Raw genomic sequence first — 25,563 nt, 5'->3', positions numbered from 1 at the left:
TGAAGAATAGCGAACTAGATGGAGCGTCGTCCGCTGACGGCGTGGTAGAGCCAGAGAACGATAACGGCACCGATGACGGCGACGACGAGGCTGTAGATGTTCAAGCCCGTCACGCCGGAGGCACCGAAGAAACTGAAGATGACGCCGCCGACGATTGCTCCGACGACGCCGAGGACGATATCCATCAGCATGCCCGCGCCTGACTTGTTGACGATCTTGCTTCCGATGAATCCTGCGATCAGTCCAAGGATAATCCAACCGATTACTGACATCTGCCATTCCCCTCCTTGATTGGTTGAATATTCAGGCCATCTTCCCGTTCAAGCTAAATAGCTGGTCGGGGAATTCAAGGTTCGCGAGAACCTTATGCTTTCATTGTACAGTTGTTGTTCAATGAAATGAAGAAACCGAAAAGGAGGATGGCATGGGTATCTTTGATGACGCCGTTCCAGGCGGAAATATATCGAAGCCGATCATGATTGCTCTTGGCGCGTTGCTGGTGGGAAAGCTTCTCGGTGCCGGCGGCAGCCAGGCGGATCCAGCCACTCAGCAGGCCAATCCGCAGGCCAATCCGCAGACCGGCGACGGCGGACTTCTCGGTGGGCTCGGTGGTCTTCTCGGCAAGCTGACGGAAGCCGGGCAGGGCGATACGGTCGACTCGTGGGTCCAGCCCGGGCAGAACAAGCCGATCGCACCGGGCAATCTCAATGATGCGCTCGGTTCCAAGACGATCAGTGATCTCGCACGGCAGGCGGGAATCAGTGAGCAAGAGCTGCTGAACCAACTGTCGAACGTCTTGCCTGGCGTGGTCGACAAACTGACGCCGCGGGGCCAGCTACCGACACAAGAGCAGATCGCAACGCTTTTCCGTTCGTGATCTTGCTAGACAAGAAGGCCCTGTTTCTTCCGGGAACGGGGCCTTTCTGTAACGTTTTCCAGTCGCTGTCGCAGATTTTTGGGACTAAAAGGCGCGCAGACTTGTCACCGTGACAAACAAATAGGTCAGTAATGTTGACTTATCATTTGTTGCGTGGTTCTGTCGCCTAAAGACAAAAAATTGCGAGGAAATGCCCATGTTGAATTGGGAAAGCATATTCGCGACGCGTTCTTCACGGATGCGTGCATCGGAGATTCGCGAGCTTCTGAAGCTTCTTGACCGCCCTGACATCATTTCCTTTGCCGGCGGCATTCCGGATCCGGCACTTTTCCCCGATAAGGAATTCAAGGCCGCTTACGCCGATATCTTCAACAGTTCGGCCGTGAACTCGGCGCTGCAGTATTCCGTCAGCGAAGGCTACAAGCCGCTCCGCGAATGGCTGATCAAGCAGATGGCTGCCATCGGCATCCCTTGCGACCTCGATAACGTCTTCATCGTTTCCGGCTCGCAGCAGGGTCTGGATTATCTCGGCAAGCTCTTCCTCTCGCCGAACGACACGGCGCTGGTCACCTGGCCGACGTATCTCGGTGCCTTGCAGGCTTTCAATGCTTACGAGCCGACCTATGATCAGCTGACGCCGAACGGCAATCGCACGCCAGACTCCTTTAGGGCGCAGGCGTCAGCTGCGGGTGGGAAGGTGAAGTTCGCTTATCTCTCCGCCGATTTTGCCAATCCGACGGGCGAGACTGTCGATCAAGCCGGACGAGAGAAGGTTCTCGCCCTGGCAGAGGAGCTCGATATCGCGGTCATCGAAGACGCAGCCTATCAGTCGCTGCGTTACGATGGGACGCCGATCGCACCGATCCTGGCGACGGAAATTGCCAAGAAGGGGAATATCAACGACACGCGCACCATTTACTGCGGCAGCTTCTCCAAGACGCTGGCGCCGGGCCTGCGTGTCGGCTTCATCGTTGCTAATGCTCTGGTCATCCGCAAGCTCGTGCTGATGAAGCAGGCGGCTGACTTGCATTCCTCGACGATCAATCAGATGGCGATCGCGCACGTCGCGGAGCGCGGCTTTGACGCGCAGGTCGCCAAGATCAGGTCGGTCTACAGCCATCGCCGCAACGTCATGCTGGCGGCGCTGGAGAAATATATGCCTGCCGGCACGAGCTGGACGAAGCCCGAAGGCGGCATGTTCATCTGGGTGACGCTGCCGAAGGGTATGGACGGCGCGAAGCTGCTCGCCAAGTCGCTGGAAACGGCCAAGGTCGCGTTCGTCCCCGGCAAGGCATTTTTCGCCGACGGTTCGGGCGAGAATACATTCCGCGTCAGCTTCTCCTGCGCGAACGAGCAGATGATCGAGGAGGGGATCAGCCGCCTTGGCGCGCTGATCGCTGGCGAAACCGGCGGCTGATCGGCCGCCGACTTTTCAGGAACAACTAACGATTCAAGTGCGGGCCGAACAATTCCAGATCGGCCTCACTCAGCCGGTCGCTTGCCGTGTTGAGCTGGTGCCAATACGGATAAAGCACCGGCGGCAGGCTGACGGCGTCGAGGCGCTTGCGCTCGTCCTCGGTCAGCTTCAGCTGGGCGGCAGCCAAATTGTCCTTGAACTGGGCTTCGGTCCGGCCACCGATGATCACCGAGGTCACCGCCTTGCGGCCGATCAGCCAGGCAAGCGCCACCTGGGCTGCCGACACGCCGCGCTCGTCGGCGATCGCTACCAGCGTTTCCACGATATTCCAGAGGCGGTTTTCGTCACGGATCGGCGGCTCGGTCCAGCCGGCAAACTGACGCGAGCCTTCGGGCGCGGCCTGGTTGCGGCGGTGCTTGCCGGAAAGAAGGCCGGCGGCGAGCGGGCTCCAGACCAGCACGCCGAGCCCCTGGTCGACGCTGATGGGCAGCAGTTCATATTCCGCATCGCGCGCTTCGAGCGTGTAGTGGATCTGCTGGCTGACGAACCGCTCCCGCTTTTCTCTCTCACTGACGCCGAGCGCCTTCATGATGTGCCAGCCTGAGAAATTCGAGCAGCCGACATAGCGGACCTTGCCCTGGCGCACGAGCGTGTCGAGCGCCTCCAAGGTTTCTTCCAGCGGCGTCTGCCCATCCCATTCGTGAAGCTGATAGAGATCAATGACGTCAGTCTTCAGGCGCCGCAGGCTGGCTTCGCAGGCGCTGATGAGATGATAGCGCGAAGAGCCGGTATCGTTCGGGCCGTCTCCCATGCGAAAGCGTGCCTTGGTGGCGACCAGAACGCCGTTCTTGCGCGGCCCGCCGATGATCTCGCCGAGAATTTCTTCGCAGGCGCCCTGCGAGTAGACGTCGGCCGTATCGATCAGGTTGACGCCGGCGTCGATGCACATATCGACAAGCCTGCGCGCTTCGGCAACCCCGAGATCGCCAACCATTTTCGCCCAGCCCTGGCCACCGAACGTCATCGTGCCCATCGTCACGGTCGAAATCTTGAGACCAGAACGGCCGAGAAGCCGGTATTCCATATGCCTTCCTCCAAAATGAACATGTCAGAACGTGCGGTAGAAGATAGGGGCGGAGCAGGCGGGTCAAGGGCAGAGGTCGGCGTGCTCGTGCCGAAGCCGACTGTCACAATCATGTTATCCGCGATGGCTAAGGAACGGTTCTCCCATCATCGAGGATCCATCATGAAGACGATCGTTTCCGCCGCCACGCTGCTTGCCGCGAGCTTGCTTGCAATGCCGGCCTCTGCCGCCAATCTTGTGCTTTACACGAGCCAGCCGAACGAAGATGCACAGGCGACCGTGGACGGCTTCGTGGCCGCCAATCCCGAGGTCAAAGTGGACTGGGTGCGCGATGGCACTCCGAAGATCATGGCGAAGCTGCAGGCGGAAATCGAGGCTGGCAATCCCGTCGCCGACGTTCTGCTGATCGCCGACACGGTAACGCTCGAGCGCCTCAAGGAAGCCGGAAAGCTGCTCGCGTATAAGTCGCCGGAGGCTGCAAGCTATGACGCGGCTCTCTACGACGCCGACGGCTACTATTATTCGACGAAACTGATCACCACCGGTATCGTCTACAACACCTCTGCCGCGTTCAAGCCGACGAGCTGGAAGGATCTGACGAAGGCGCAAGCCAAAGGCCTCGTGACCATGGCGAGCCCGTTGACGTCGGGCGCTGCCCTCATTCATGCGCAGACGCTTGCCGGCGTCGATAGCCTCGGCTGGGACTTCTACAAGGATCTCGCTGGCAATGGCGCGACTGCTGCCGGCGGCAATGGTGGGGTCCTCAAGTCAGTTGCTTCAGGCGAGAAGGCCTTCGGCATGATTGTCGATTACATGCCGATCCGCGAAAAAGCCAAGGGCGCGCCGGTCGAGTTCGTCTTCCCGACGGAAGGCGTCTCCGCAGTGACGGAGCCGGTCGGCATTCTCGCCAGCTCGAAGAATGCCGATGCAGCCAAGAAATTCGTCGACTACGTGCTCTCGCAAAAGGGACAGCAAGGCTTCCTGAAACTCGGCTATATCCCGGCCCGCAATGGCATGAAGCTGCCGGAGGGCTTTCCGGCCCGCGACAGCATCAAGGTGCTGCCGATCAATGCGGCCGAGGCGCTGACGAGCACCGATCAGGACCTCAAGACCTTCTCCGGCATCTACGGCTCGAACTGATCGCCGCCGGAAAGCAGATGCGCGGATATGTTCGTCCTGGAAACAGCCAGCCCGTCTGGCTGTTTCCTTTTATTGTTATCATCGTGCTGATCCTCAGCGTGCTGCCGGTGGCGCGGCTGGCGACAACAGGCCTTGCCGCGCTTGCAAACGGTGGCGTCGGCGCGGTGCTGGGCGATCCGGCGCTCTGGTCGGCAACCTACTACACCCTCGTGACGGCGGTGCTCGGCACGCTGATCTCGCTTGCCGTCGGCTGCGCCTTCGCGTTCCTGCTGACGCTGACGGATATTTGCGGCAAGGGCGCGCTGAGTTTCCTGTTCGTCCTGCCGATGATGAGCCGCAGGTGACGGCGCTCGCCTGGGTGCAGATGTCCGGGCCCTCCAGTTCGCTCCTGAAGGCGTTGCACATTGCGCCTCCACTCGGGTCGCCGCAGCCGCTCTATTCGGTCGGCGGGATTTCGCTTCTCTACGGCGTGCAGCATGCGCCGCTCGTCTATCTCGCTCTCCGTGCTGGCCTGATGGCGCTCCCGCGCGATGGCGTCGAGGCGGCGCGACTGGCCGGAGCCAGCAGTCTTCGGGTCTTCCGCGATATCATCCTGCCGCTTTCGCTGCCGGGGATCATTGCCGGAGCAGCAATCTCGTTCGTTTCCTGCACCGGCAATTTCGGCATTCCGGCAATCCTCGGTATACCGGCCTCGATCTATACGCTTCCGACGCTGATCTTCACCAAGTTCTCCGCCTTCACCAGCCGGACTTTCGGCGACGTGGCACTGTTTTCAGCGATCATCGCCATCATTTCAGTGGTCGGGCTTGCCATTCAGGACCGCGCCTTGCGTGGACGCGACTATCGCGTGCTTGGGCTTTCCGGCGCGACCGTGGCCTTCGAATTGGGAGGCTGGAAGTTCCTTTTGCAGCCGCTGTTATGGCTTTGCCTTTTCTTCATGCTGGCTGCACCATTCTTCGCTCTCCTGGCCGGTGCGCTCGTGCCGGCCTATGGCGTGCCGCTGACCTTCAAGACGATGTCGGCGAGCGCCTTCTATGAAATCCTTTTCCGGCAAGCGGTAACGCGCACGGCGTTCGTGAACTCCCTGTCTCTCGCGTCTGGGACGGCATTGTGTCTCCTTGTGGTGACCGTGCTTTCGGCTTACGCGTTGGCGCGACGCCAAGACCTGCTGAGCCGGATTGTTTCCAGCCTCATCGAGATCCCTTATTCGCTGCCCGGCATCGTTATGGCCGTGTCCTTCATTCTCGTGTTTGCCGCGCCGCTTCCCATCCTGCACGTGACACTTTACGGGACGATCTGGATCATCTTGATCGCGTATTTTTCGAGCTTTTTTGCCGTAAGCCTAAAGCCTGTCGTCAGTGCGTTCCATCAGCTGGATTCGGCACTGGAGGAAGCAGCAAGACTATCGGGGGCGGGCTTCTTCCGGCGGCTCGTCGATATCATCGTGCCGTTGATCGCCCCCGCGGCGGGAGCATCGGTCATTCTGGTCTTCCTGATCGCCTGCAATGAGCTCACCATCTCTGCGCTCCTATGGTCTGCCGGGACACAGACGCTTGGCGTGGCAATCTACAATCTCGACGATAGCGGCAGCTCCGATCTGGCATCGGCGCTTTCCGTGCTCGTCGTCCTCATGGTCGTCGGCATGATGCTGCTTCTGGAACTGTTGGCAAAACGCTTGCCGAAAGGGGTCGTGCCGTGGCGGAACTGATCCTCAACCACCTCGCCAAGGATTTCGGCACCGGCCGTGCGGCCGTTACCGACTTTTCCCTGAAGGTGAGGCATGGCGGCTTTCTGGCACTGCTCGGGCCTTCGGGCTGCGGCAAGACAACGGTGCTGCGCATGATCGCCGGTTTCGAAGCGCCGACGAATGGCTCCATCCATCTCGGGGAGCGGCTGCTTGCAGACGCCTCCCGGTCGCTGCCGCCGGAACGGCGCAACATGGCGATGGTGTTTCAGTCCTATGCACTTTGGCCGCACATGAGTGTCGCGGACAATGTCGGCTATCCCTTGAAGGTGCGCGGTATCTCCGGCGAGGCTTACAAGCAGAAGGTCCGCGAGGCGCTGGCGACCGTAAGACTGGCCAATCATGCCGAGCGCCGTCCCGCCGATCTGTCCGGTGGCCAGCGACAGCGGGTGGCACTGGCGCGCTGCCTCGTGTCCTCACCTGATGTCGTGCTGCTCGACGAGCCGCTCGCCAATCTCGACCACCACCTGAAGCAGGAGATGGAGGAAACATTTCGCGAGTTCCACCAGCGCTCGGGTGCGACGATGATCTATGTCACGCACGATCAGAGCGAGGCGATGGCACTCGCAACCGACGTTGCGGTCATGTCCGAAGGCCGCCTTCTGCAGGCTGCACTGCCAGCGGAAATCTACGCCCGGCCGGAGGGTCGGGTGGTCGGCGGTTTGATCGGTCGCGGCGCAATTCTCTCGCTTCCGTCTCCGGTTGGTGACATCAGGCTGCTCGATTGGTGCGCTCTCGAACCTTTGTTGTCGCACGAAGTCGGTGATCGGCCGAAGGTGGACGTGCTGCTGCGCCAGGAGGATGTCCTTATCACGGGTGAGGGCATTGCAGCACGCGTCGAATCCATCCTCTACGAGGGCGAGCGCTATGCCGTGAAGCTGTTGCTCGGCGACGGGCAGGTGCTTCGGGCGTTCAGCCGGGAGCGGCTGGATGTTGGCGAGAGTGTGCGGGTGATGGCCCGGGCCGCCTGGCGCCTCTGATTTCGAAACGTCTTTGCGAAGCGGGCCTTAGCCACTACTAATGGCGCAACGTCAATTGGAAATGCTCGATGTCGCTTCGCCTTGCTACTTTCAACGTCGAAAATCTCATGACGCGCTTCGACTTCACGGGCTTCCGCAACCAGCTGCGGCAGGACCGCGTGATCAAGCTTTTCGAGGTGCGTAGCGAAGGCGTCTACCAGCAGCTCGAACAGGCGCGGGTGATTTCCTCGACCGACGATACGCGGCAGATGACGGCCCTGGCGATCGCAGACGCCGATGCCGACATTCTGTGCCTGCAGGAGGTCGATAATATGGAGGCGCTGCAGGCCTTCGAGTATGGCTATCTGTTCCGGATGGTCGGCAACGGCTACCGGCAGAAATATCTCGTCGAGGGTAATGACAGTCGCGGCATCGACGTCGCTGTTTTGATGCGGGAAGAGACGCGTGACGGCCAGAAGATCGAGCTCAAGCAGATCAGGAGCCATGCCATGCTCACCTATCGCGATCTCGGGCTCTTCAACGATCAACTGGCGCCTACCAACCGCATCGACGACAAGATCTTCAAGCGCGATTGCCTGGAGTTCGATCTGCTGATTGGTGGTGTCCCGCTATCGCTCTATGTCGTCCATTTCAAATCGATGGACGGACCGCGCACGGAAGGCGTCGACAGCAGGCTCGGCACGATGCCGGTGCGGCGGGCAGAAGCGTTGGCGGTGCGCCGCATCATCGAGGATCGATTCGGCGGTCGCATCGAAGACAAGCGGTTCGTCATCTGCGGCGATATGAACGACTATCAGGAGCGCGTCGATGTCATCGGGCGCCGCCGCACCGGATTCGGTTTCGAGCATCGGGACGAGAGTGTCAGCGCACTCGATGTCTTCAGCCATGACGGCTTTACGGAGAACGTCGTCCGCCGCCGCGATCCACTCGATCGCTGGACGCTCTACCACGCCCGCGGACCCGAAGAACAATGGCTGTGTCAGCTCGATTACATCTGGCTGTCCGCCGCACTTGCTAGGACGAACGCCAGCCGCATACCGGAGATCGTTCGGCATGGACAGCCCTACCGGACGGTCTTCCCACCTGGTCAGGAGGTCGAGCGTTATCCCCGCACGGGCTGGGATCGACCGAAAGCTTCCGACCATTGCCCCGTTGTCATGACATTGGATCTGATATGAACGTTCATTTTTCAGAAGATTTCGCCGGCTGGCCGCCGGAGCAGACCGTATTCCCGATTGCTGGCCTGGACCTCCGCGTCCTGTCGGGTGACCACCCCTTCTATCTCGAGCAGGGCGAGGCGATCCGGGAAAATTGGGAACGGGAAACCGCCGCGAACCCGGCGTTGTTCGACGGCCGGATGGTCTTTCAGAGGCGGCTGGCGCTGACCGACAGCGGTATCGCCGGCGAAGGCCACGTCATACCGTTTTCGACATTTATGTGGTGGCGCCGTCAGGCGAGCCGGCACGGCGGCATCCATCTGTTTGCCTATCCCGTTCTCGAGGCATCCGACGGCGCGTTGGTGGCGATCCGCATGGGGAGCCATACAGCCAATCCCGGCCAGGTGTATTTCGCCGCCGGCTCGCTGGAGCCCGAGGACGTTTCCGGCGACCGCTGCGACGTCGAAGGCAACATGCGTCGCGAGGTGATGGAGGAGACGGGGCTTGACCTCAACGTTGCCCAGGCGGGCGATCGGTACTATGCGAGCCATGTCAGGCGCACCGTAACGGTGCTGCGTCTCTTCCGCTTCGGCCTGACCGCCGAAGAGATGATTGAGAGGATCCACGCACACATGCTGGTTGCCGATGACAAGGAGATTGCCGGCGCCATCGCGATTCGGTCGGCCGATCCCAAGGCTTACCCGTACAATATTGCGATGCTCCCCGTCATCGACTGGTACTTCAGAGAGAAGCAGGGCGCTTAACGCCTTGCACTCGGTCTTCCGGTCGGGCAGGTTGGCGACACGAGGACCGAGACAGGGGAGGCCGATGTGGCGCGCAGCTACAGCGTCTACGACGTGTTCACCGACCGCAAGCTCGCCGGAAACCCGCTTGCCGTCGTCTTCGATGGCGACGACTTGCGCGATGACGCGATGCACGCGATCGCCAAGGAAACGAACCTGTCGGAAACGGTCTTCGTTCAGCCCTCGGGCAACCCCGCCTACACGGCGAAAATCCGCATCTTCACCCCCGGTCGCGAGTTGCCCTTTGCAGGACACCCGACGGTCGGAACGGCGATCGCTCTGGCCGAGCGGGCGCACGGCAACTCAACCATCGATCTCGTTTCGGTGCTGGAGGAAAATGTCGGGCCGGTGCGTTGTGCCGTTCGGCTGCGGGAGGGTGAGGCGAGCTTTGCCGAGTTCGACCTGCCGCGGAAGTCGCAGCAGATCGCCATGCCCCTCGACAAGCTTGGAATTGCCAATGCGCTGTCGCTGAAGACAATGGAGATCGGCTTTGAAAATCACGTTCCGTCGCTTTGGAGTGCGGGGGTGCCCTTCCTCATGGTTCCCGTTCACGACGTCGGCGCCGCGCAGCGCATGGATTTCGACCCGCAACTTTGGGAAGCGACCGTTCCCTTCGTCGACGGCGCACTTGCCTCGGCCTACATCTATTGTCGGGGCGGAGTGAACCATGTCGCAAAGTTCCACGCGCGGATGTTTAAGAGCGGCATGGGGATCGTTGAAGACCCGGCCACCGGGTCGGCAGTGGCCGCGCTATCCGGTGCCATTCACCATTTCGACCGCCTGACGGACGGGCACCACGGGGTGATGATCGAGCAGGGCGTGGAAATGGGCAGACCGTCCTTCATCCACCTGCATATGGATGTCGAAGGCGGAGCGATCTCGAATGCCCGGATTGGCGGGCAGGCGGTGCGTATTGCAAGCGGAACGCTGGACCTTTGATTTCATTGCATTTCAGCCATGCGCAAAAATCTTCGCATTTAACCAAAGAATTTTCAGGCAGGCGCTAGACAAGCCGAACGATCCTGTTTATACGCCCCCTCACACCGCGCAACACGGCGGTTACGGGTGATTAGCTCAGTTGGTAGAGCAGCTGACTCTTAATCAGCGGGTCGTAGGTTCGAGCCCTACATCACCCACCAAAACCTCTTGAAATCATTACACAATATGGAATGACTCAGACGTTTTCGGCTGTCCAGTTTCCAAGAAATTGGAAACGGTTTCCAATTCATGTTCCGTCCCTGTTCCGGAATGCGGCGGGCTCAATTTCGCTCCAGCGGGCTCTCCATGAGCTTCATCGCATCACGCGCCAAACTGCGTAGCGCAACCTCCCTCCCGTAGTGCTGAACCATCTGCGCAGACATGTTGCAGATCGCCCCCACCTGGTTCTCTGTGCACCCCACTTCCAGCAGATTTATCACCGCGTTTTTGCGCCGTCCGTGGAAGACAATTCACTCTTCGCGGAAGCGCCTGAACGCGTCTTCGTTCATCATCTTCTGCCATTCAGTGCGGAAGCCGTCGGCGGTCTTGTAGAACTTCGTGCGCGATCCGGCGTGCAGCAACGCTGTCATTCGACGGGACGCGATCGATCCATTTCCGATAGGCGGAGTGGATCGGGATCCAAACCGTCTTCTTTGTTTTCTGTGCTTTGACGGCGATAGTCGTTTCTCCGGCCTTGGGCTTCAGCATGGCGATAACGTCGCCTTGGCGCTGGCCTTGAAGAAGGCGGACATGGCGATAATCTGCATGTGGAATGCGCGTGCTCGAAGAGGATCTCGAAAGCCCAGTTCGGCCACGGTACCCACGGCTCGCCACCTGGGATCTTCTCGGTGTGCTCGACAGGGTTCGCGGTGCAGTAACCGCGGGGCACTCCCCAAGCCATCAGGCGGGACAAGAAGGCGCGGAACTGGTTGGCAGTTGCTGGTGTCTCGCCAAGCTCGTCGATCATCGGCTGGGCTTCGACGGTCGTCAGATCGGCGGGCAGGTCATCGCCGACCATCTCCACGATCATCTTTCCCGATGCCTTGTAGCCGCGCTGCGTTGATGCCGCGAGGCTCGACCAGAACGGCTTGCCTTCATCCTGGAAGGCCCCGACCATTGTCTTGAAGTCTTTGATGCCATCACGGCCGCGCTTCAGGAGCGCTTCGAACGCCTTCTCCGCCGCTGGCCAGAAGTCTCGATCTATCGGGTTGGGTAGGCGCTTCCCATCAAGCAGGAAACCTCTGTCATCGCGCTCCAGCGCTTCGCATATAGCCGCTCTGGTCTGAAACTCCCGCTCCAACGGTTCTGGCAGCGCGATTGAAGGCCAGGCGGCCTTCGTGTTCTGAAGCGGGTGTAGAAGGTATAGACAGCCTCAGCGCCGTTCCTCCGGCGCTTCGTCACGCGGTGAACGTGCTTAGGCAGATCGACTGTTCCGCTTTTCCCTGATCTTTTCACGGAATCTAGCTCCTATGCCGGATGCGGTTTCAGCCACGCCGATGTTCATCGCGCGGTCTAGATCATCCCGATACCAAAACTTACGGCGGGTCGTGTCAACCACTCGTGGCGCCGCGTAGGTGGTCCCGACGCGATCGAGGAAGTCTTCGACGTGTTTTTCCCCCCAATACCCAGCGGCGAGCTCTGCTGTCATACGCGGCGGCCAACTGCCGATGCTCCTTCTTTCACTGAGGATCAGGTTGATAGCGCCCGTCGTCTCGCTGACTTCATGCGCTCATACGGCTTCTGGGATGAACGAGAGTTCGTGACGCTCACCATCGGTAGCTCGGAGTTCGTCATCGTCGACATCGGTATGCGGATGCTCACCCCGCGCGAGCTCTACAACGCTCAAGGCTTCCCGGCAGACTACAGGATCGACAGCGACCTCAACGGCCGGCCATTCCCGAAGAACGTCCAGGTGTCGTGCGTGGGCAACTCGGTATGTCCGCCGGTCGCCGCCGCAATCGTCGGAGCAAATTGCCAGCACCTCGTCCAGTACCAGGAGGCAGCCGAATGAACGAGTTCTCGATCGGCGCTCACCCCGTTCCCGGCGGCTTCGTCGCCTGGTTCCGAAAGGGGGATGGCTCCCGGGGCTTTCATTTCGGCCGCTGACATCGAGGCTCATGACTTCTCCTGGGCCGCAGAGCAGAACGAACGTCGCAAGCAGAGACAAGCTCGCCGAAATCAGACGGCATAAAGGTCTGATAACATCTGGCTAGGTCTCTCCGAGTGGTTCGCCCTACAGTGATCGACGAGCTCAAAGTTCGAGGCAAGACCAAGTTCGCTCAAGCGGTTCGTCGTACATATCCTTCAAAAACATGGATTCTCGCCTCTTCTCTTTCCAACAGGCGAGTATAGTTTCATCCTGTCATGGGCTGTCCCTTGACCTTTCTGCGCAGCGCTTGAACAACGTGACCTGTTGGGGACATGGGATGCTACCGCCGCTTAGCTGTTTCAGCAGGTCCGAACCCGGAACTGACACCGATTTATTTGGGATCGGAAGGTTTCGGCGGTCAGGCCTTTTAGGATGCTCAATTTGGAGAGTTCCCATGATCCGCTTGCACAAGCCAATAGCCGCTTTCGCTTTTCTCTTGCTCGCCGCAATCAGTTCGTCATGTACCCCCGGTGGGCCGGGGGCCCGCTCGCTGAACGAACCTTTGAACATCGCCTGCGCAGATGGCTTCAAGGCCAGAGGCGACGGCTCATGCAGCTTTTAAGATCCGAGGTAAATGCAATATCGCCCGCGGCTGCCCGCCGATCTGAGAGACCACGGCTTTGGGCCTTGGGACAGCGGTCGAGCCGGGAGGGTAACCCGGCAACAATTCGAGGCAACGCCTCAAGACTGAACTAGCATTACAGTTGCATATCTATCTGTGGTCTGAATCTATGGGTCTCCATGATTCGGAGGTCATGGATGACAGGTGCATCAATCGAGACGACGCTTGAGCTTTGGGCATCATCGTTGCGCGACGTGAAGGCTCGCATGCGCAGACTGTTTACGCAGGAGCGAGTTGCAGCCTCTGCGAACCTTTTCCTGGACGGCTTGCTGGGTGACGAGCGGCGTAAGACAGGTTGGATGCGTGCTGAGGCGGCCGGTGATCCCGGCCCGTGGCGGCAACAAGCCATTCTGGGGCGCGGGCGCTGGGACGCGGACGCACTTCGCGACATCGTGCGAGAGTATGTCGTAGAAAACCTCGCCACGGATGATGCGGTCCTGGTCATCGACGAGACGGGCTTCCTCAAGCAGGGCAAGACATCGTGCGGTGTTGCACGTCAATATACAGGTTCGGCTGGCAAGATAACGAACTGCCAGATCGGTGTGTTCGCCGCCTATGTGTCCGTTCGCGGTCATGCCTTTATCGATCGGGCCCTGTACTTGCCCAAAAGCTGGACCGGCGATCCGGCAAGGCTGGCAGCAGCTCATGTTCCTCAGGCTACAGCCTTCGCTACCAAGCCAGGCCTGGCTGTCGAGATGATACGGCGTGCGCTGGCAGCCGATGTGCCGTTTTCATGGGTGGCCGCAGATGCGGTCTATGGCGTCGGGGACGTTGAAGGGACCCTGCGTCGAGCCTGCAAAGGCTACGTTCTTGGGGTTAAATCGGACCACCATTTCGGCTCCTGGTCGGGTAAGCCTCCGGTCGCCGGCACAGCGCAGGAGATCGCCCGTGATCTCGATTCAAGTGCATGGCAGCGTCTTTCCGCCGGTGAGGGCACCAAAGGCGCGCGGCTTCATGACTGGGCCTACTGTGAACTCGCCGATCTCGATGCCGACGAATACAACGAGACGACATCAGGGCTTTGGACCCGTGGCCTCCTGATCCGGCGCAATATCAGCGACGGTGATCTCGCATTCTTCACCACATGGTGCCTGGCCGGGACGGACATCCAGACGCTCGTTTCCGTTGAAGGCCATCGCTGGGCGATCGAAGACAGCTTCGAGACCGCCAAGAACGAGCTCGGACTCGATCACAATGAAACCCGGTCATGGCATGGCTGGCATCGCCACGTCTCCCTCGTCATGCTTGCCTTCGCCATGATGGCGGTGATCCGGTACCGCGCCAATGACGCGACGCCCCCAAAAAGACCGCGGATGCCGACCATCAGGATTTGATCCGCTGGTCTATCCAGGAAGTCCGGCGCATCGCCATCAGACTCGCCCAGCGTCGCATAAACCCCGCCTACGTCATCGCATGGTCATGCTGGAGACGCGCCCATCAGGCGGCCGCTCGACGAGCTCATCTCAAAACTAAAATGCAACTGTAATGCTAGTAGAAGCTGTTGTTGCCGCCGCGGACCGGGCCAATCCCTGCCGGGGTTGCGTAGGTATTGTTCTCTGCGCCGGTGGTTGCGCATCCTGAAAGCGTCAAGAGTAATATTGCTGCGGCGAAGAGGTGCTTCAGAGGCATGGCATTTTCCTGTCATCGGAGACTGCACAGGCCTCTAGGGCCAGAGCGCGAATTGTCCCTCAAACTATCGGCAATCGCAAGCGGACTGGACGTAACCAATTCGAGGCAAGTCACCAGCCCGCCATGGATGGTCGGCCGGACGCCAGGACGGTACATCCTCTCAGAAGCCCGCTGATGACGGCTCGCGCGGATCGTCGACAGGAGAGGGTTTCCGGTAAGGCCATGACGCCTTCGGATGGCTCGACCAGCGGTCAGAATGGATCGGAGACCGGTTCCGGCGATGCAGGATCGACAACGAAGACAAAGGCGTCAAACGGCGCGGCCACCCAGGGCGGCGGCTCGTCTTCGAGCGACTCGAGTGCCGACACGAACTCCAATTCGACCACGAGCGGCCAAGGTGAGCCCTCGCAGGGCGGCGATGCCTTCGCCTAGATGGCTCGGCCCCGCAGCGGGCGTTGCCGGGCTATCGTCGGAACGATGCGGATGAGGAACAAAGTTCGTTGAAGCGGGTTTCTGGCTGATCGCGGTCGTGTGGGCATATCGGGGGCTCCTCGCCACAATGCATCACGACGAGTTCGGTTGAGAGGCCTTGTAAGTCGGGCGGGAGGTAGCGATGAGCGCATGGAGGCTGTTCTGAAAACGATTGCGACGATGCTGTTTGGTGCCGTCACGGTGGTTGGGGCCTGTTTCATCGGAGCCGCGGCCGCTACCTACATTCTCGCCATGCCTGAAGGGCAGCACTTTGCAAACCTGGATGCACCGGACCTTTGGACCTCGGTTCCCGAGCCGGTGGATCCCAGGAGCCAGAAATTCGAACGGGTCGAGGCCCTTGTCTCGGCAGCCTATCCCATTAAACCGACAGCGCCCAAGTCCAGGGCGAACCTTGCGGCCAATTCCGCGTCCGATGGCGTATCGTCAGATGCCGCCGAGGCGTCGCTACGGCGTGAGCACGGAGAATGGTGCGTGTCTCGGTACCGGTCCTGCGATCCGGCCGGTGACACCTATCGCGCCTACAGCGGCCAAATTCGCACCTGCGTGTCTCCATTCGCCGCTCCATCCATGGAAGTCACGGGGTCGGTGAGTGGGAGCGCGGGCCACGCCGCGTGGTGTTCTGCGCGTTATGCCTCTTATCGGGTGAACGATAATACATACCAGCCATATAGCGGTCCGAGGCGCGAATGCATCTCGCCATTTCCCGGGGACGCGAGTGCCGAGACTGCTAGCCGATGAGACTATTCCGTGGAGCTTGAGCGAGGGACATTTCCCTGCAGGGAGACGCTACACTATGGGAACCAACAGCCTGTAGCCGCGTTCTAGACACAGTTCCAAGGCGATTCGCACACTGCGCCTTGGCCTTTCCAAATGTCCCTGTCATTTGCCCCGCGTCCTGCGGGGCTCCTTTCTGCCTCCGGAGGGAGGATCCACCATGTCTCAAAAGCGCTACAGCCGCCGCGACGAACCGTTGCATTCCAAGGATCTGTCGGTCTGCCACCGCGTGCTTGATCACATCCGCAACGAACAGGGGATCGAAGCCTCCTCGGATGAGTCCGAGCGGATTGCCTCAATCATCATCGAGTTCTATCGGCAGGGAGTCCAGGACGAGAAGCAGTTGCGCGCGCTGATCGACGTGGCGCGCGGGCTCACACATCGACCTGCGTAGACAATACGAACAACGGTCAGGAACAGAAGCGAACCAGCGGCGGTTTTATCCAGGTCGTGTCGCCTTCGCTAGGCACGTTGTTGAGATGTCACGATATTGAGCCCCGTCAACACCGCGGGGCTTTTTCTTCTGCGGTTGTTCCATCGGGAGGGGTGTCACTTGTAGGACTTAGGTCCTATAGGACCCCAAACGCGTGAACCATACACGGGCCTGGGGCGTTGAATCTCCAGAGAAAGGAGACTGACCATGAAACGGTTGATTCTCGCAGTGGCCGGCCTCGCAGCAGTACTGATGAGTGCTCCTGCCGACGCGCAAGGTGTATATTTCGAGTTCGGTTCCGGCGGCCCGAGGTACTATGACGATCCGCCACCACCGCGCTATTACCGATACGGCCCAAGGTACCGTAACTATGACCGCCAACGCTACGCCTACCGCGACGTGTGCTGGACGGTGCCTTACCAGCATCGAAGCCATAATCACTACATCACTCGGTACAGAACGGTTTGCCGATAGAGACCAGCCTCGCGTGTGAAGCGGGCTCTTCTCGTTCCTTCATGGCTGGCACGCCATTCCGTCCTTGAGTCCTGGCGGCCAGCTGATTTCTCCGCCAGGTTTCCGTCTCACCGATACAGGGGCGGCTTTTGGGGGATTTCAACGGCGGCGCGGGTGCCCGTCTTCCAGGCCTGAAGGCAGCCTTTGTCACCAGCATCGCCATATGGCCGTCCCATGCGCTTGAGCCTGATGGCTTCTGTGTGAGAATGCCTGCCGTCCAGGCTTCCAACTGCGCACGATAGGCCTGCCGGAACCGTGGCCGCCAATCGGCAGGCGTTCGGAATCCGTCGTGGCCTTTGGCGCGCAGCGTCGTCGCCGGGCTTGGGTCGAGAGCAACGGTTCCATCCTCGCAGACAAGTTCAGCCCGCACGTCGTATCCGTACTGCGCGTCGGTGAAGACCTCGATGTCGACCACCACACCCGATCCGGTCTGCAGCAGAATGAACTGCGGCTGCCTGTTCGGGGCGTTTCGAGTTGCCGGAGGGCTGGCGACGATCGCCGAGGTGATCTCGTCGTCAAGAAGGTACCGCGCGATGTCGAACTCGTGGCCGGCGGAATTGGCAATCACCAATTCGGATGTGAGGTAATCCGGCCCGACGGCGTTTCGGTGAACACAGTGCAAGAACAGCGGTCGCCCGAGTTCGCCGGAGGCAAGCGCCTGTTCCATCTCCCTGTAGCCTGCATCGAAACGCCGCATGAAACCAACCTGCACGAGACGACGGCCAGCTGCGACTTCGGCTCGAACGATTGCCTCGGCATCCTCCAGGCTTCCTGCCAGCGGTTTTTCGACGAGGACGGGCTTTCGGGCGGCAATTGCCTTCAACGCTAGCGACCCATGGGTGCCGTCTGGTGAGCAGACCATCACGGCATCGATGTCGGGATCGCCGATCAGTGTGTCCGCGTCCGCAATGGCCCGTACACCAAGGGATGCGGCAATCGTTTCGGCTCGACTGCGATCGAAATCCTGAACGGCAACCAGCCTGGCATTCGCAACGCCCTCGGCAAGAATAGCCGCGTGATCGGCACCCATAACGCCGGTTCCGATGATACCGATCCTGATCTCTTTCATTGACCCTCCCATTCGAAAATCGCCACCCTGCCTCCCGGGCAAGTCTATGACCGCGACAGGAGAGATTTCAAGCTCACTGCAGGCGATGACAACGCGTCTGGCGCGGGTTTGGCGCGCTGTGTGATCAACATCTCGGCAATCTTGATGTCCCGGGCAATCCGATTGCCGCGTCCCCAACCGCTCGCCGCCAGCAGCCGATGATCGTCGGCGAGATGGAACAGGATCACCGTCTCCTCGTCGATCTGCCGAATGATCGTGCTTGTCGCTTCATTGGCTAAGCCTTCGATTTGCAGCGAGAAATCGTATTGGTCCGACCAGAACCAGGGAATGATCTCGTAGGGCTTTTTCGCGCCCAGCATATTGGCCGACGCGTGCACACCCTGATCCTGCGCGTTGCGCCATGCTTCCAGACGGATCCTCTTGCCTTCGTAGGGAAACGAGCAGCAATCCCCGGCGGCGAAGATTGCCGGATCGTTGGTTTGGAGTGCGACGTCGACGGCAATGCCGTTCTCGACCGAGAGCCCTGCCTGACGCGCGAGTTCGCACCGGGGTTCGGCGCCGATCCCGACGACCAGGCTCGTCGCGTCGAGAATTTCGCCGCCGTTCACGGAGAGGGTGACGCCCGCCGCATGCGCTGCGACTTGTCCGACGCTTGTACCGCAAAGGATGCGTACGCCATGCGCCTCGTGGAGCGCATGAACGTTGGCTGCGATTTCCTCCGGTACCGCCCGCATCAAGATGCGCGGCAGCGCTTCGATGACCGTGACCTCGAGGCCCCTTTTCCTGGCCGCTGCCGCCAGCTCCAAACCAATGAAGCCGGCGCCGATGATCGCCAGGTGCCCTCCGGCGACAAGACGTTGCGACAGGCGCTGCGCGTCGTCATGCGTGCGCAAATAGAAAACATGGTCCATGCCTTCCACGGAGGAGAGCCGTCGAGGGGACGAACCTGTCGCGAGCAGCAATTTGTCATAGGAAACGCGGCGTCCGCTCGCCAATTGCACGGAGTGGCTTTCACGGTCCAGTCTGACAGCCGCATCGCCGGTCAGCATCGCGATCGATCGCTCTGCGAGGACGGTACTGCTGACGATGAAAGGAGGCTCGATACCCGCCGAAGACATCAGATGCTCTTTTGACAAGGGCGGACGCTCGTAGGGAAGGTGCCGTTCCTCTCCGATCAAGGTGACGCGACCATCAAATCCCTGATCGCGCAGTGCGAGCGCTGCTCTGGCGCCACACTGGCCCCCTCCGACGATGACAAATTCCTCCATCGCGCGTCACTCCAAGCCAAGATAGACGCTGCCGTCTTCCACCTTCGTTCGGTAGGTCCTGAGATTGACGCACACGGGTGCTCCGCGTGCCTCGCCGGTGCGGTAGTCAAACCTGCCGTTGTGCTTTGGACACTCGATGATGTTCTCTGTCACCAACCCGTCGGCGAGATGAACCTTTTCGTGGGAGCACATCCCATCGGTCGCGTAGAAGCTGTCATCGGGGCTCCTGTATATGGCGAAGGACTTGTCTTCGTGATCGAAACGGATCACGTCCTCATTGTCGATGTCATCGATTCCACAGGCCTTAATCCACGCGCTCATCCGATCCTCCCAAGCTTTTATTGCTTGATTGAGGCTAGGCCAAAACGCAGGCCGGCGCGGCAGAAAAAATGATCAAAAAACCTCAGACGCTGGCAGCGTGCCTCGGTACATATCCCGAAGGCAATCCGCAAAGCTGTCAGTGGTGAGCATCTGAGCGGGCCCGATAGAACGCCCGAGAGGTTGGACCACCGCGGGGCATCGGAGGGCGGCTTCAGGACGAGCGCGGAAAGGGATCGGCTCGTGATGAAAAAAACGTCCTCTCTCATGGCGAGCCAGCCTACAGCCGATAATCCAGAGGACGGCGCGCCGCCGTTGCCACGGGAGCGACCGCCCGCCAGAGACTGTCTCCAGCCAAACGGCCGCCCACATACGTGGATCGTGACTGTTATCGCGGGCGCGCGCCCTTGTGGCCGGCGCGTTCATGCCGGGTATGGGCAGGTCTTCTCGGGTGTGATTCAGCCCTGTACAAACGATACCGAACCCAGGTCGGTCCTCAATAAAGTACCACGCTTCGGATGCTTTCGCCGGAATGCATGAGCTCGAAGCCCTTGTTGATGTCTTCGAGCGGCATCGTGTGGGTGATCATCGGATCGATCTCGATCTTGCCCTGCATGTACCAATCGACGATCTTGGGCACGTCGGTGCGGCCGCGGGCGCCACCGAAGGCCGTGCCCATCCAGCTGCGGCCGGTGACCAGCTGGAACGGCCGGGTGGAGATCTCCTGGCCAGCGCCGGCAACGCCGATGACGACCGACTTGCCCCAGCCGCGGTGGCTGGCTTCCAGCGCCTGGCGCATGACCTTGGTGTTGCCGGTGCAGTCGAAGGTGTAGTCGGCGCCGCCGATCTGGTCGGCACCGCGCTTTGTCATGTTGACGAGGTAGGGCACGATGTCGTCGCCGACCTCCTTGGGATTGACGAAATGCGTCATGCCGAAGCGCTCGCCCCATTCCTTCTTGTCGTTGTTGAGATCGACGCCGATGATCATGTCGGCACCGGCAAGGCGAAGTCCCTGGATGACGTTGAGGCCGATGCCGCCGAGGCCGAAGACGATGGCGGTCGCGCCGATCTCGACCTTGGCGGTGTTGATCACCGCGCCGATGCCGGTCGTCACGCCGCAGCCGATGTAGCAGATCTTGTCGAAGGGGGCGTCGGGATTGACCTTGGCAACGGCAATCTCCGGCAGCACCGTGTAGTTGGCGAAGGTCGAGCAGCCCATGTAGTGATGGATCTTGTCCTTGCCGATCGAGAAGCGCGAGGTGCCATCCGGCATCAGGCCCTGGCCCTGGGTGGCGCGGATCGCGGTGCACAGATTGGTCTTGCGCGACAGGCAGGACGGGCATTCGCGGCATTCCGGCGTATAGAGCGGAATGACATGGTCGCCCTTCTTCACCGACGTGACGCCGGGACCGACATCGACGACGATGCCGGCGCCCTCATGGCCGAGGATTGCCGGAAACAGACCTTCCGGATCGGCGCCCGACAACGTGAAGTCGTCGGTGTGGCAGATGCCGGTCGCCTTGACCTCGACCAGCACTTCGCCGGCCCGCGGTCCCTCCAGCTGCACGGTCATCACTTCGAGCGGTTTGCCAGCTTGTACGGCAACGGCGGCGCGAACGTCCATTTGTATTCCTCCCAGATCGTTACTTACGGTCAATTGTCAGCGGTGCGTGCCCAGAGTTCTGTCACCCGCTCCTTCAGCAGCAGTGCTTCCTCCCACCGGTCGGTGGTGTCTTCGCCGTCACGGCCGGTGATGGCGTAGGGCTTTGGGCCGAGTTCACAGGTAAAGGCGAGTGTATCATCGGGCCCGGCCCGGCGGCGCCAGCTCCGAAAGCCATAGTCCCACCAGTCCATGAAGAGATCGACCCATGGCTGATGGTGAGGGAACGAGATTTCTATCTGCACCTGTTCGCGCGAGGCGACACGTCCATGGAAGGACCACGAGCTGTCGAGGATGCGCTGGATCATGGCATGGTGCTCGGCCGATACCGGCCAGGCAAATTCGCGCCCGACAAGAAAGTGTGAAAGATCGCCGAGCAGCCGGAGACCGGGACGTTGATCCAAGAGATCGAGCGTGAAGAAGAGGTCGGTCGTCATCCGGTCGCGATGCGTCTCGATATAGGCCGGAATCTTCGCCTCATCACTCAGTCGCTGCCAGCCCTCGAGCAACGGAAGACAGTCCTCGATGCGGCGAAGCCGGACGTCGGGTTGCAGACATATGTGGGCAACATCGTATTCGGCAGCGTTCTCCAGCACGGGCTTGAGATCGTCCACGCTCTTCGGGAAGCATTGACCCTCAGCCTTCAGTCCATGTGACCTTAGCAGCGAGTGCAAGCGCCTGACGTAGCCGCGGTCGAACCAATGGGCGCTCACACCGTCGAAACCTGTCTCCGCAATCCGCTCGATGCTCTCTTCAAGCGAGAGTTCCGGCTGGATGGCGCTGCGGCGCTCCATTGCCCAGAGAGACTGGAAGACGGACAGGGACTGCATCGGCGCCTCCACAGGTTCGGTTGGGGGCTAGACAGCACGAAATTGCGGTCTTGGCGAGTGTGTTCCTTGAGGTGTTCTGATCAAACACGATGACGGCTAGACGTTCTGGGCGTTGATCGTCATGAAGCGCACGGGATCGATAATGATCTCGGTGCTGACAATGTCGAGCTTACGCAGGATCATGTCGACGGAACGGCGCGCCTGAACTTCGGGCGTCTGGTCGATGCATATGTCCATGAGGCCAGATTGCAGATGGCGCTTCTTCTTGTCCGTTAGCTCGTGGCCGACCCAGAAGACATCTTTCTGCTTTGCCCATTGTTGCAAGACGATGGCCACGCCTTCGTCGCCGCCGCCTGCCGAATAGACACCGATAATATCTTGGTTGCAGCGAAGCGCCTCGTTCAACAGTTCAGCCGATTGAAGATCGTCGTCATGACCAAACATTACCAGCGTGAAGGAATGCTGGGTAGAACCTTTCTCGGCGATATAGTCGGAAAATCCTTTGATGCGCTGGCGGTGGTTTGCGTAGGCTCCGCTATGACAGAGCGCAACGAGTCTGCCATGTCCCGCGCCGAGCATGCCGGTCATGTAATAGGCCGCACAACGACCGGCGGCGTAGTCGTCAATTCCGACGAACGGAATATCCGGATCGCAACAGGCAACGATTTGAACCACTTTTACGCCAGCGGCGCTCACCTTGCGAAGACTGGCGCTGACCCTTGCGTCATCAGGCGCACAGATGATCAGTCCGGAACGCCGGAAAGCCGGATTGGCAACGTGTCGAGCCATCCCGACAGGATCACTCTCCTTGACGAAGGTCCGGTGCAGTATGACGTTCTTGTCCAGTGATGCGGCGATCCGTTCGAAGGCTTGGTTCAGCCGTGCAAAGAAGCTCGTTTCGGGGCGGACCAGGATGACCTCTATGCGGATTGCGCCGCGGTTGAAATGCGACTGGCGCGTCCCGTACTCCAGCTTCTTGGCCGCTCGAATGACCTTTTCGATGGTCTTCTCCGTAACCCCGCCTCGGCCATTGATGACACGTTCGACGGTTGCTAATCCGAGCTTCGCCTCTCTGGCGACGTCCTTCAAAGTCACTTTGGACATGTTTGGCTCCTCCCGCCGAACTATCGGTCGGCGGCAGCACATGAGTATAGTTGCAAAATGATGAAAACACCTCAAGCAATGTGTGGGCTGACATGAGCTGCTTCGGTATTTTAAGGAATATTCGATACGGAGGAGTGGCAATGGACGATACACTTTTCGGCAAGCGCAACAAGCGTGGCGACTGGGCGCCGTTCAAACTGCTTTCCTACCCGCCTGTATTTGTGTGGCCGGTGCAGCCGATCCGATTTTTGAAGTGGGTCTTTGGCTATCCGGGATATCTGATGCCCTGGAACGTGCTCTATGCGGTCATCGGGACATTGCTCTGGCTGTATGCGACGCCGTCGCTCGAGACGATGAAGAGCTTTTCGGTCGGCTGGATCGCCTACCTTGTGATCCGCAACGCCGCCCTCGTGCTCGTCTTCTTCGGGATGTTCCATCTGCGGCTTTACATGCAACGCAAGCAGGGGACGAGCTTCAAATACAACGCGAAATGGCCGTCGGTCGGCAACGACGCGTTTCTGTTCGGAAATCAAACCATCGACAACGTCATCTGGACCTTCGCCAGCGCCGTGCCGATCTGGACGGCTTTCGAAGTGCTGACGCTCTGGGCTTTCGCCAACGGTATCATTCCCTATGTCTCGTTCGCGGACCATCCGGTCTACTGTGCCATCGTGATGTTTTCGATCCCGACGTTTCGGGACCTGCATTTCTACCTGGTTCATCGTCTGATCCACTGGCCGCCGCTCTACCATGCCATCCACAAGCTGCATCACAACAACGTCAATCCTGGCCCCTGGTCCGGTCTGGCAATGCATCCTGTCGAACACCTGCTTTATTTTTCGGGTGTGCTGATCCACTGGGTCGTGCCGTCCAACCCCGTCCATGCGATCTTTCATCTTGCGCATGCCGGCCTTGCTCCGGCCCCCGGACATGCCGGCTTCGACAAGATCGTCTTTGGCGAGGACAGCGCGATCGACACCCACGCTTACGACCACTACCTCCATCACAAGTACTTCGAATGCAACTACGCTGACGGCGTGATCCCGCTCGACAAGTGGTTCGGCACTTTCCACGACGGCTCGGCCGAGGCGCAGGAGCGGATGGACAAGCGGTTTATGGAACAGGCACGCCGGCGCCAGGAAAAGAAGGCGCGCGGACGGCAGCAGGCAAGTTGAAAGTTCGATCCTCCTCCTGAGCAAAAAGCCCGGCTATATGAACTGACCCCCGAAAGTTGGACATCAACCTTCGGGGGTTTTGCATGTCCAAATACAGCCTGGCTTTTTGCTGGCCGGAGGACCGGCGCGGCTCCCAAGATGAGGTTTTTTCATCATTATTTTCGCGGACGAGGAGTTTGAGCGCGGCTACCGTCTTGATGCGGACATCGGGTGCCGCACCATCTCTGGGAGGAGAACATGCTTAAATTCTTGAGCGCCAGCGCACTCGCACTGGTGCTTTCAACTCAAACTCATGCTGCTGAACGCATTGGCGTTTCAATGGGCACGCTGTCGAATAACTTCCAAACGCTGATCGTCAACGGCATGGACGCCTATGCCAAGTCGATCGGGGTGGAATTGCAGATCGAGGACGCGACGACTGACGTCAACAAGCAGCTCGATCAGGTCCGCAACTTTGCGACCAGCGGCGTATCCGCGATCATCGTCGATCCCGTCGATTCAGATGGCACACCCGCGCTCAGCAAGGTTGCCGAAGAGGCCGGCATTCCCCTCATCTACGTGAACGTGCAGCCCACCGATCTGTCGACGCTCGGCAAGCAGCAGGCCTTTGTCGGCTCCAACGAAATCGAATCCGGGACCCTGCAGACCAAGGAAGTCTGTCGGATGCTCGGCGGCAAGGGAAATGTCGTTATCATGATCGGTGACTTGACCAGCCAGGCAGCCCGTCAGCGGACGCAGGATGTGCACGACGTCATCAAGACACCCGAATGCAGCGGCCTCAAAGTGGTTCAGGAGCAAGTCGGAAGCTGGAGCCGAGTGAACGGTGCCGACCTGGTCTCGAATTGGCTGACGTCGGGTTTGGAATTCGATGCGGTCATCGCCAACAACGACGAAATGGCGCTGGGCGCGATTGCCGCACTCAAGAATTCAGGTGCATCGACCGACAAGATCCTCGTCGCCGGCATCGACGCCACGCCCGAGGCCCTGCAGGCAATGAAGGCTGGAGACCTCAAGGTCACCGTGTTCCAGGACGCGAAAGGGCAGGGCAAGGGATCGATTGACGCAGCAGTCAAGGCGGCGAGGGGCGAGAAACTGGATCGTGAGGTCTGGATCCCGTTCCAGCTCGTTACCCAGCGGAACATGGCTCAGTTCGAAAACCTCAACTAGCTCGGGTCGCCTCACGATCGGGCTCACGGATCACGGCGGCGCCTTGGGCTTCGCCGTGATCGCGCTGTTTCGGCAGCCCGGACAGGCGCCTGGTGCCAGTCGCGGCGGCACGAATTGCTTTCAGACAGCGTCATGCTGCAAGATACGAAGGGCAGCCATGCATCAACGGCATTGGTAAAC

Annotated in this window: 23 protein-coding genes, 1 tRNA gene and 2 pseudogenes; 16 read left to right on the top strand and 10 right to left on the bottom strand. The window is 60.0% G+C overall.

Translation table 11 applies throughout. The features are described 5' to 3' along the window. Positions 1 to 14: 14 nt before the first annotated feature. Positions 15 to 272 carry a GlsB/YeaQ/YmgE family stress response membrane protein gene (locus LPU83_RS51385; RefSeq protein WP_024313537.1) on the bottom strand — a complete coding sequence of 86 codons (258 nt, stop codon included), beginning with the start codon at positions 270 to 272 and terminating at the stop codon, positions 15 to 17. Positions 273 to 424: 152 nt separating this feature from the next. On the opposite strand from LPU83_RS51385, the gene LPU83_RS51380 reads away from it, so the two are divergent. Continuing rightward, positions 425 to 877: a YidB family protein gene (locus LPU83_RS51380; protein WP_024313536.1), complete on the top strand. Its 453-nt coding sequence runs from the start codon at positions 425 to 427 to the stop codon at positions 875 to 877. A gap of 196 nt (positions 878 to 1,073) precedes the next feature. Then, positions 1,074 to 2,294 carry an aminotransferase-like domain-containing protein gene (locus LPU83_RS51375; protein ID WP_024313535.1) on the top strand — a complete coding sequence of 407 codons (1,221 nt, stop codon included), beginning with the start codon at positions 1,074 to 1,076 and terminating at the stop codon, positions 2,292 to 2,294. Positions 2,295 to 2,319: 25 nt separating this feature from the next. On the opposite strand, the gene LPU83_RS51370 is transcribed toward LPU83_RS51375, so the two are convergent. Further along, positions 2,320 to 3,378, bottom strand: coding sequence for an aldo/keto reductase (locus LPU83_RS51370; RefSeq protein WP_024313534.1), 1,059 nt, complete (start codon positions 3,376 to 3,378; stop codon positions 2,320 to 2,322). 162 nt (positions 3,379 to 3,540) lie between these two features. Between LPU83_RS51370 and LPU83_RS51365 the strand changes: the two genes are divergently transcribed. The 7 genes and pseudogenes from LPU83_RS51365 to LPU83_RS51335 all read left to right on the top strand — a co-directional run bounded on the left by LPU83_RS51365 (position 3,541) and on the right by LPU83_RS51335 (position 10,341). Beyond that, on the top strand, positions 3,541 to 4,518 hold the full coding sequence (locus LPU83_RS51365) for an ABC transporter substrate-binding protein (RefSeq protein WP_024313533.1): 978 nt from the start codon (positions 3,541 to 3,543) through the stop codon (positions 4,516 to 4,518). A gap of 17 nt (positions 4,519 to 4,535) precedes the next feature. After that, positions 4,536 to 6,226 (top strand): annotated as a pseudogene (locus LPU83_RS51360) (ABC transporter permease). Continuing rightward, entirely contained in the window at positions 6,214 to 7,242 is a 1,029-nt protein-coding gene (locus LPU83_RS51355; protein ID WP_024313532.1) for an ABC transporter ATP-binding protein, read from the top strand. The pseudogene LPU83_RS51360 and the gene LPU83_RS51355 overlap by 13 nt, the downstream one beginning before the upstream one ends. Positions 7,243 to 7,310: 68 nt before the next feature. After that, positions 7,311 to 8,420, top strand: coding sequence for an endonuclease/exonuclease/phosphatase family protein (locus tag LPU83_RS51350; protein WP_024313531.1), 1,110 nt, complete (start codon positions 7,311 to 7,313; stop codon positions 8,418 to 8,420). Then, positions 8,417 to 9,163 (top strand): NUDIX hydrolase, encoded by a 747-nt coding sequence (locus tag LPU83_RS51345; protein WP_112334079.1) that lies wholly within the window; start codon positions 8,417 to 8,419, stop codon positions 9,161 to 9,163. The genes LPU83_RS51350 and LPU83_RS51345 overlap by 4 nt, the downstream gene beginning before the upstream one ends. 66 nt (positions 9,164 to 9,229) lie before the next feature. Beyond that, positions 9,230 to 10,141 (top strand): PhzF family phenazine biosynthesis protein, encoded by a 912-nt coding sequence (locus LPU83_RS51340; protein WP_024313529.1) that lies wholly within the window; start codon positions 9,230 to 9,232, stop codon positions 10,139 to 10,141. 124 nt (positions 10,142 to 10,265) lie between these two features. Further along, a tRNA-Lys gene (locus tag LPU83_RS51335) sits at positions 10,266 to 10,341 on the top strand. A 425-nt stretch (positions 10,342 to 10,766) separates the two neighbouring features. Here LPU83_RS51335 and LPU83_RS74170 read toward each other — a convergent pair. Continuing rightward, positions 10,767 to 11,480, bottom strand: coding sequence for a hypothetical protein (locus LPU83_RS74170; protein ID WP_231052284.1), 714 nt, complete (start codon positions 11,478 to 11,480; stop codon positions 10,767 to 10,769). Positions 11,481 to 11,849: 369 nt separating this feature from the next. On the opposite strand from LPU83_RS74170, the pseudogene LPU83_RS51325 reads away from it, so the two are divergent. Beyond that, positions 11,850 to 12,191 (top strand): annotated as a pseudogene (locus LPU83_RS51325) (DNA cytosine methyltransferase); the annotation flags it as partial. Positions 12,192 to 13,070: 879 nt separating this feature from the next. Beyond that, complete coding sequence (locus LPU83_RS51320) at positions 13,071 to 14,285, top strand: IS701 family transposase (protein ID WP_082321218.1); 1,215 nt, start codon at positions 13,071 to 13,073, stop codon at positions 14,283 to 14,285. 154 nt (positions 14,286 to 14,439) lie between these two features. Here LPU83_RS51320 and LPU83_RS73065 read toward each other — a convergent pair whose 3' ends face one another. Further along, on the bottom strand, positions 14,440 to 14,580 hold the full coding sequence (locus tag LPU83_RS73065; protein ID WP_167546208.1) for a hypothetical protein: 141 nt from the start codon (positions 14,578 to 14,580) through the stop codon (positions 14,440 to 14,442). Between the two features lie 174 nt (positions 14,581 to 14,754). Here LPU83_RS73065 and LPU83_RS51315 point away from each other — a divergent pair, with 174 nt between their 5' ends. The 3 genes from LPU83_RS51315 to LPU83_RS51305 all read left to right on the top strand — a co-directional run bounded on the left by LPU83_RS51315 (position 14,755) and on the right by LPU83_RS51305 (position 16,240). Next, the gene (locus LPU83_RS51315) at positions 14,755 to 15,012 is read left to right on the top strand and encodes a hypothetical protein (RefSeq protein WP_141652641.1); all 258 of its coding nucleotides are present in this window, start codon (positions 14,755 to 14,757) and stop codon (positions 15,010 to 15,012) included. A 189-nt stretch (positions 15,013 to 15,201) separates the two neighbouring features. Beyond that, on the top strand, positions 15,202 to 15,810 hold the full coding sequence (locus LPU83_RS75165) for a BA14K family protein (protein ID WP_309475157.1): 609 nt from the start codon (positions 15,202 to 15,204) through the stop codon (positions 15,808 to 15,810). Between the two features lie 196 nt (positions 15,811 to 16,006). Then, positions 16,007 to 16,240, top strand: a complete 234-nt coding sequence (locus tag LPU83_RS51305) for a hypothetical protein (protein WP_024319057.1) — start codon at positions 16,007 to 16,009, stop codon at positions 16,238 to 16,240. Between the two features lie 484 nt (positions 16,241 to 16,724). On the opposite strand, the gene LPU83_RS51300 is transcribed toward LPU83_RS51305, so the two are convergent. From LPU83_RS51300 to LPU83_RS51275, 6 genes are all read right to left on the bottom strand, one after another. Beyond that, complete coding sequence (locus tag LPU83_RS51300; protein WP_051166791.1) at positions 16,725 to 17,861, bottom strand: Gfo/Idh/MocA family oxidoreductase; 1,137 nt, start codon at positions 17,859 to 17,861, stop codon at positions 16,725 to 16,727. Positions 17,862 to 17,905: 44 nt separating this feature from the next. Beyond that, positions 17,906 to 19,129 carry an NAD(P)/FAD-dependent oxidoreductase gene (locus LPU83_RS51295; protein ID WP_024319059.1) on the bottom strand — a complete coding sequence of 408 codons (1,224 nt, stop codon included), beginning with the start codon at positions 19,127 to 19,129 and terminating at the stop codon, positions 17,906 to 17,908. 6 nt (positions 19,130 to 19,135) lie between these two features. After that, complete coding sequence (locus tag LPU83_RS51290; RefSeq protein WP_024319060.1) at positions 19,136 to 19,450, bottom strand: MocE family 2Fe-2S type ferredoxin; 315 nt, start codon at positions 19,448 to 19,450, stop codon at positions 19,136 to 19,138. Positions 19,451 to 19,943: 493 nt separating this feature from the next. Next, a complete protein-coding gene (locus tag LPU83_RS51285) occupies positions 19,944 to 21,071 on the bottom strand; it encodes an S-(hydroxymethyl)glutathione dehydrogenase/class III alcohol dehydrogenase (protein WP_024312687.1) in 1,128 nt (375 codons plus the stop codon). A 29-nt stretch (positions 21,072 to 21,100) separates the two neighbouring features. Then, positions 21,101 to 21,937 (bottom strand): sugar phosphate isomerase/epimerase family protein, encoded by an 837-nt coding sequence (locus tag LPU83_RS51280; RefSeq protein WP_024318013.1) that lies wholly within the window; start codon positions 21,935 to 21,937, stop codon positions 21,101 to 21,103. 96 nt (positions 21,938 to 22,033) lie between these two features. Then, the gene (locus tag LPU83_RS51275) at positions 22,034 to 23,041 is read right to left on the bottom strand and encodes a LacI family DNA-binding transcriptional regulator (protein WP_024318014.1); all 1,008 of its coding nucleotides are present in this window, start codon (positions 23,039 to 23,041) and stop codon (positions 22,034 to 22,036) included. A 140-nt stretch (positions 23,042 to 23,181) separates the two neighbouring features. On the opposite strand from LPU83_RS51275, the gene LPU83_RS51270 reads away from it, so the two are divergent. Then, positions 23,182 to 24,216, top strand: coding sequence for a sterol desaturase family protein (locus LPU83_RS51270; RefSeq protein WP_024318015.1), 1,035 nt, complete (start codon positions 23,182 to 23,184; stop codon positions 24,214 to 24,216). A gap of 237 nt (positions 24,217 to 24,453) precedes the next feature. Further along, the gene (locus LPU83_RS51265) at positions 24,454 to 25,383 is read left to right on the top strand and encodes a sugar ABC transporter substrate-binding protein (RefSeq protein ID WP_024318016.1); all 930 of its coding nucleotides are present in this window, start codon (positions 24,454 to 24,456) and stop codon (positions 25,381 to 25,383) included. Positions 25,384 to 25,563 lie beyond the last annotated feature (180 nt).

The sequence above is a fragment of the Rhizobium favelukesii genome, assembly GCF_000577275.2.
Classification (GTDB): Bacteria; Pseudomonadota; Alphaproteobacteria; order Rhizobiales; family Rhizobiaceae; genus Rhizobium; species Rhizobium favelukesii.
The sequence above is the reverse complement of the archived record's forward strand: the minus strand, read 5'-3'. Positions and strand labels throughout refer to the sequence as shown.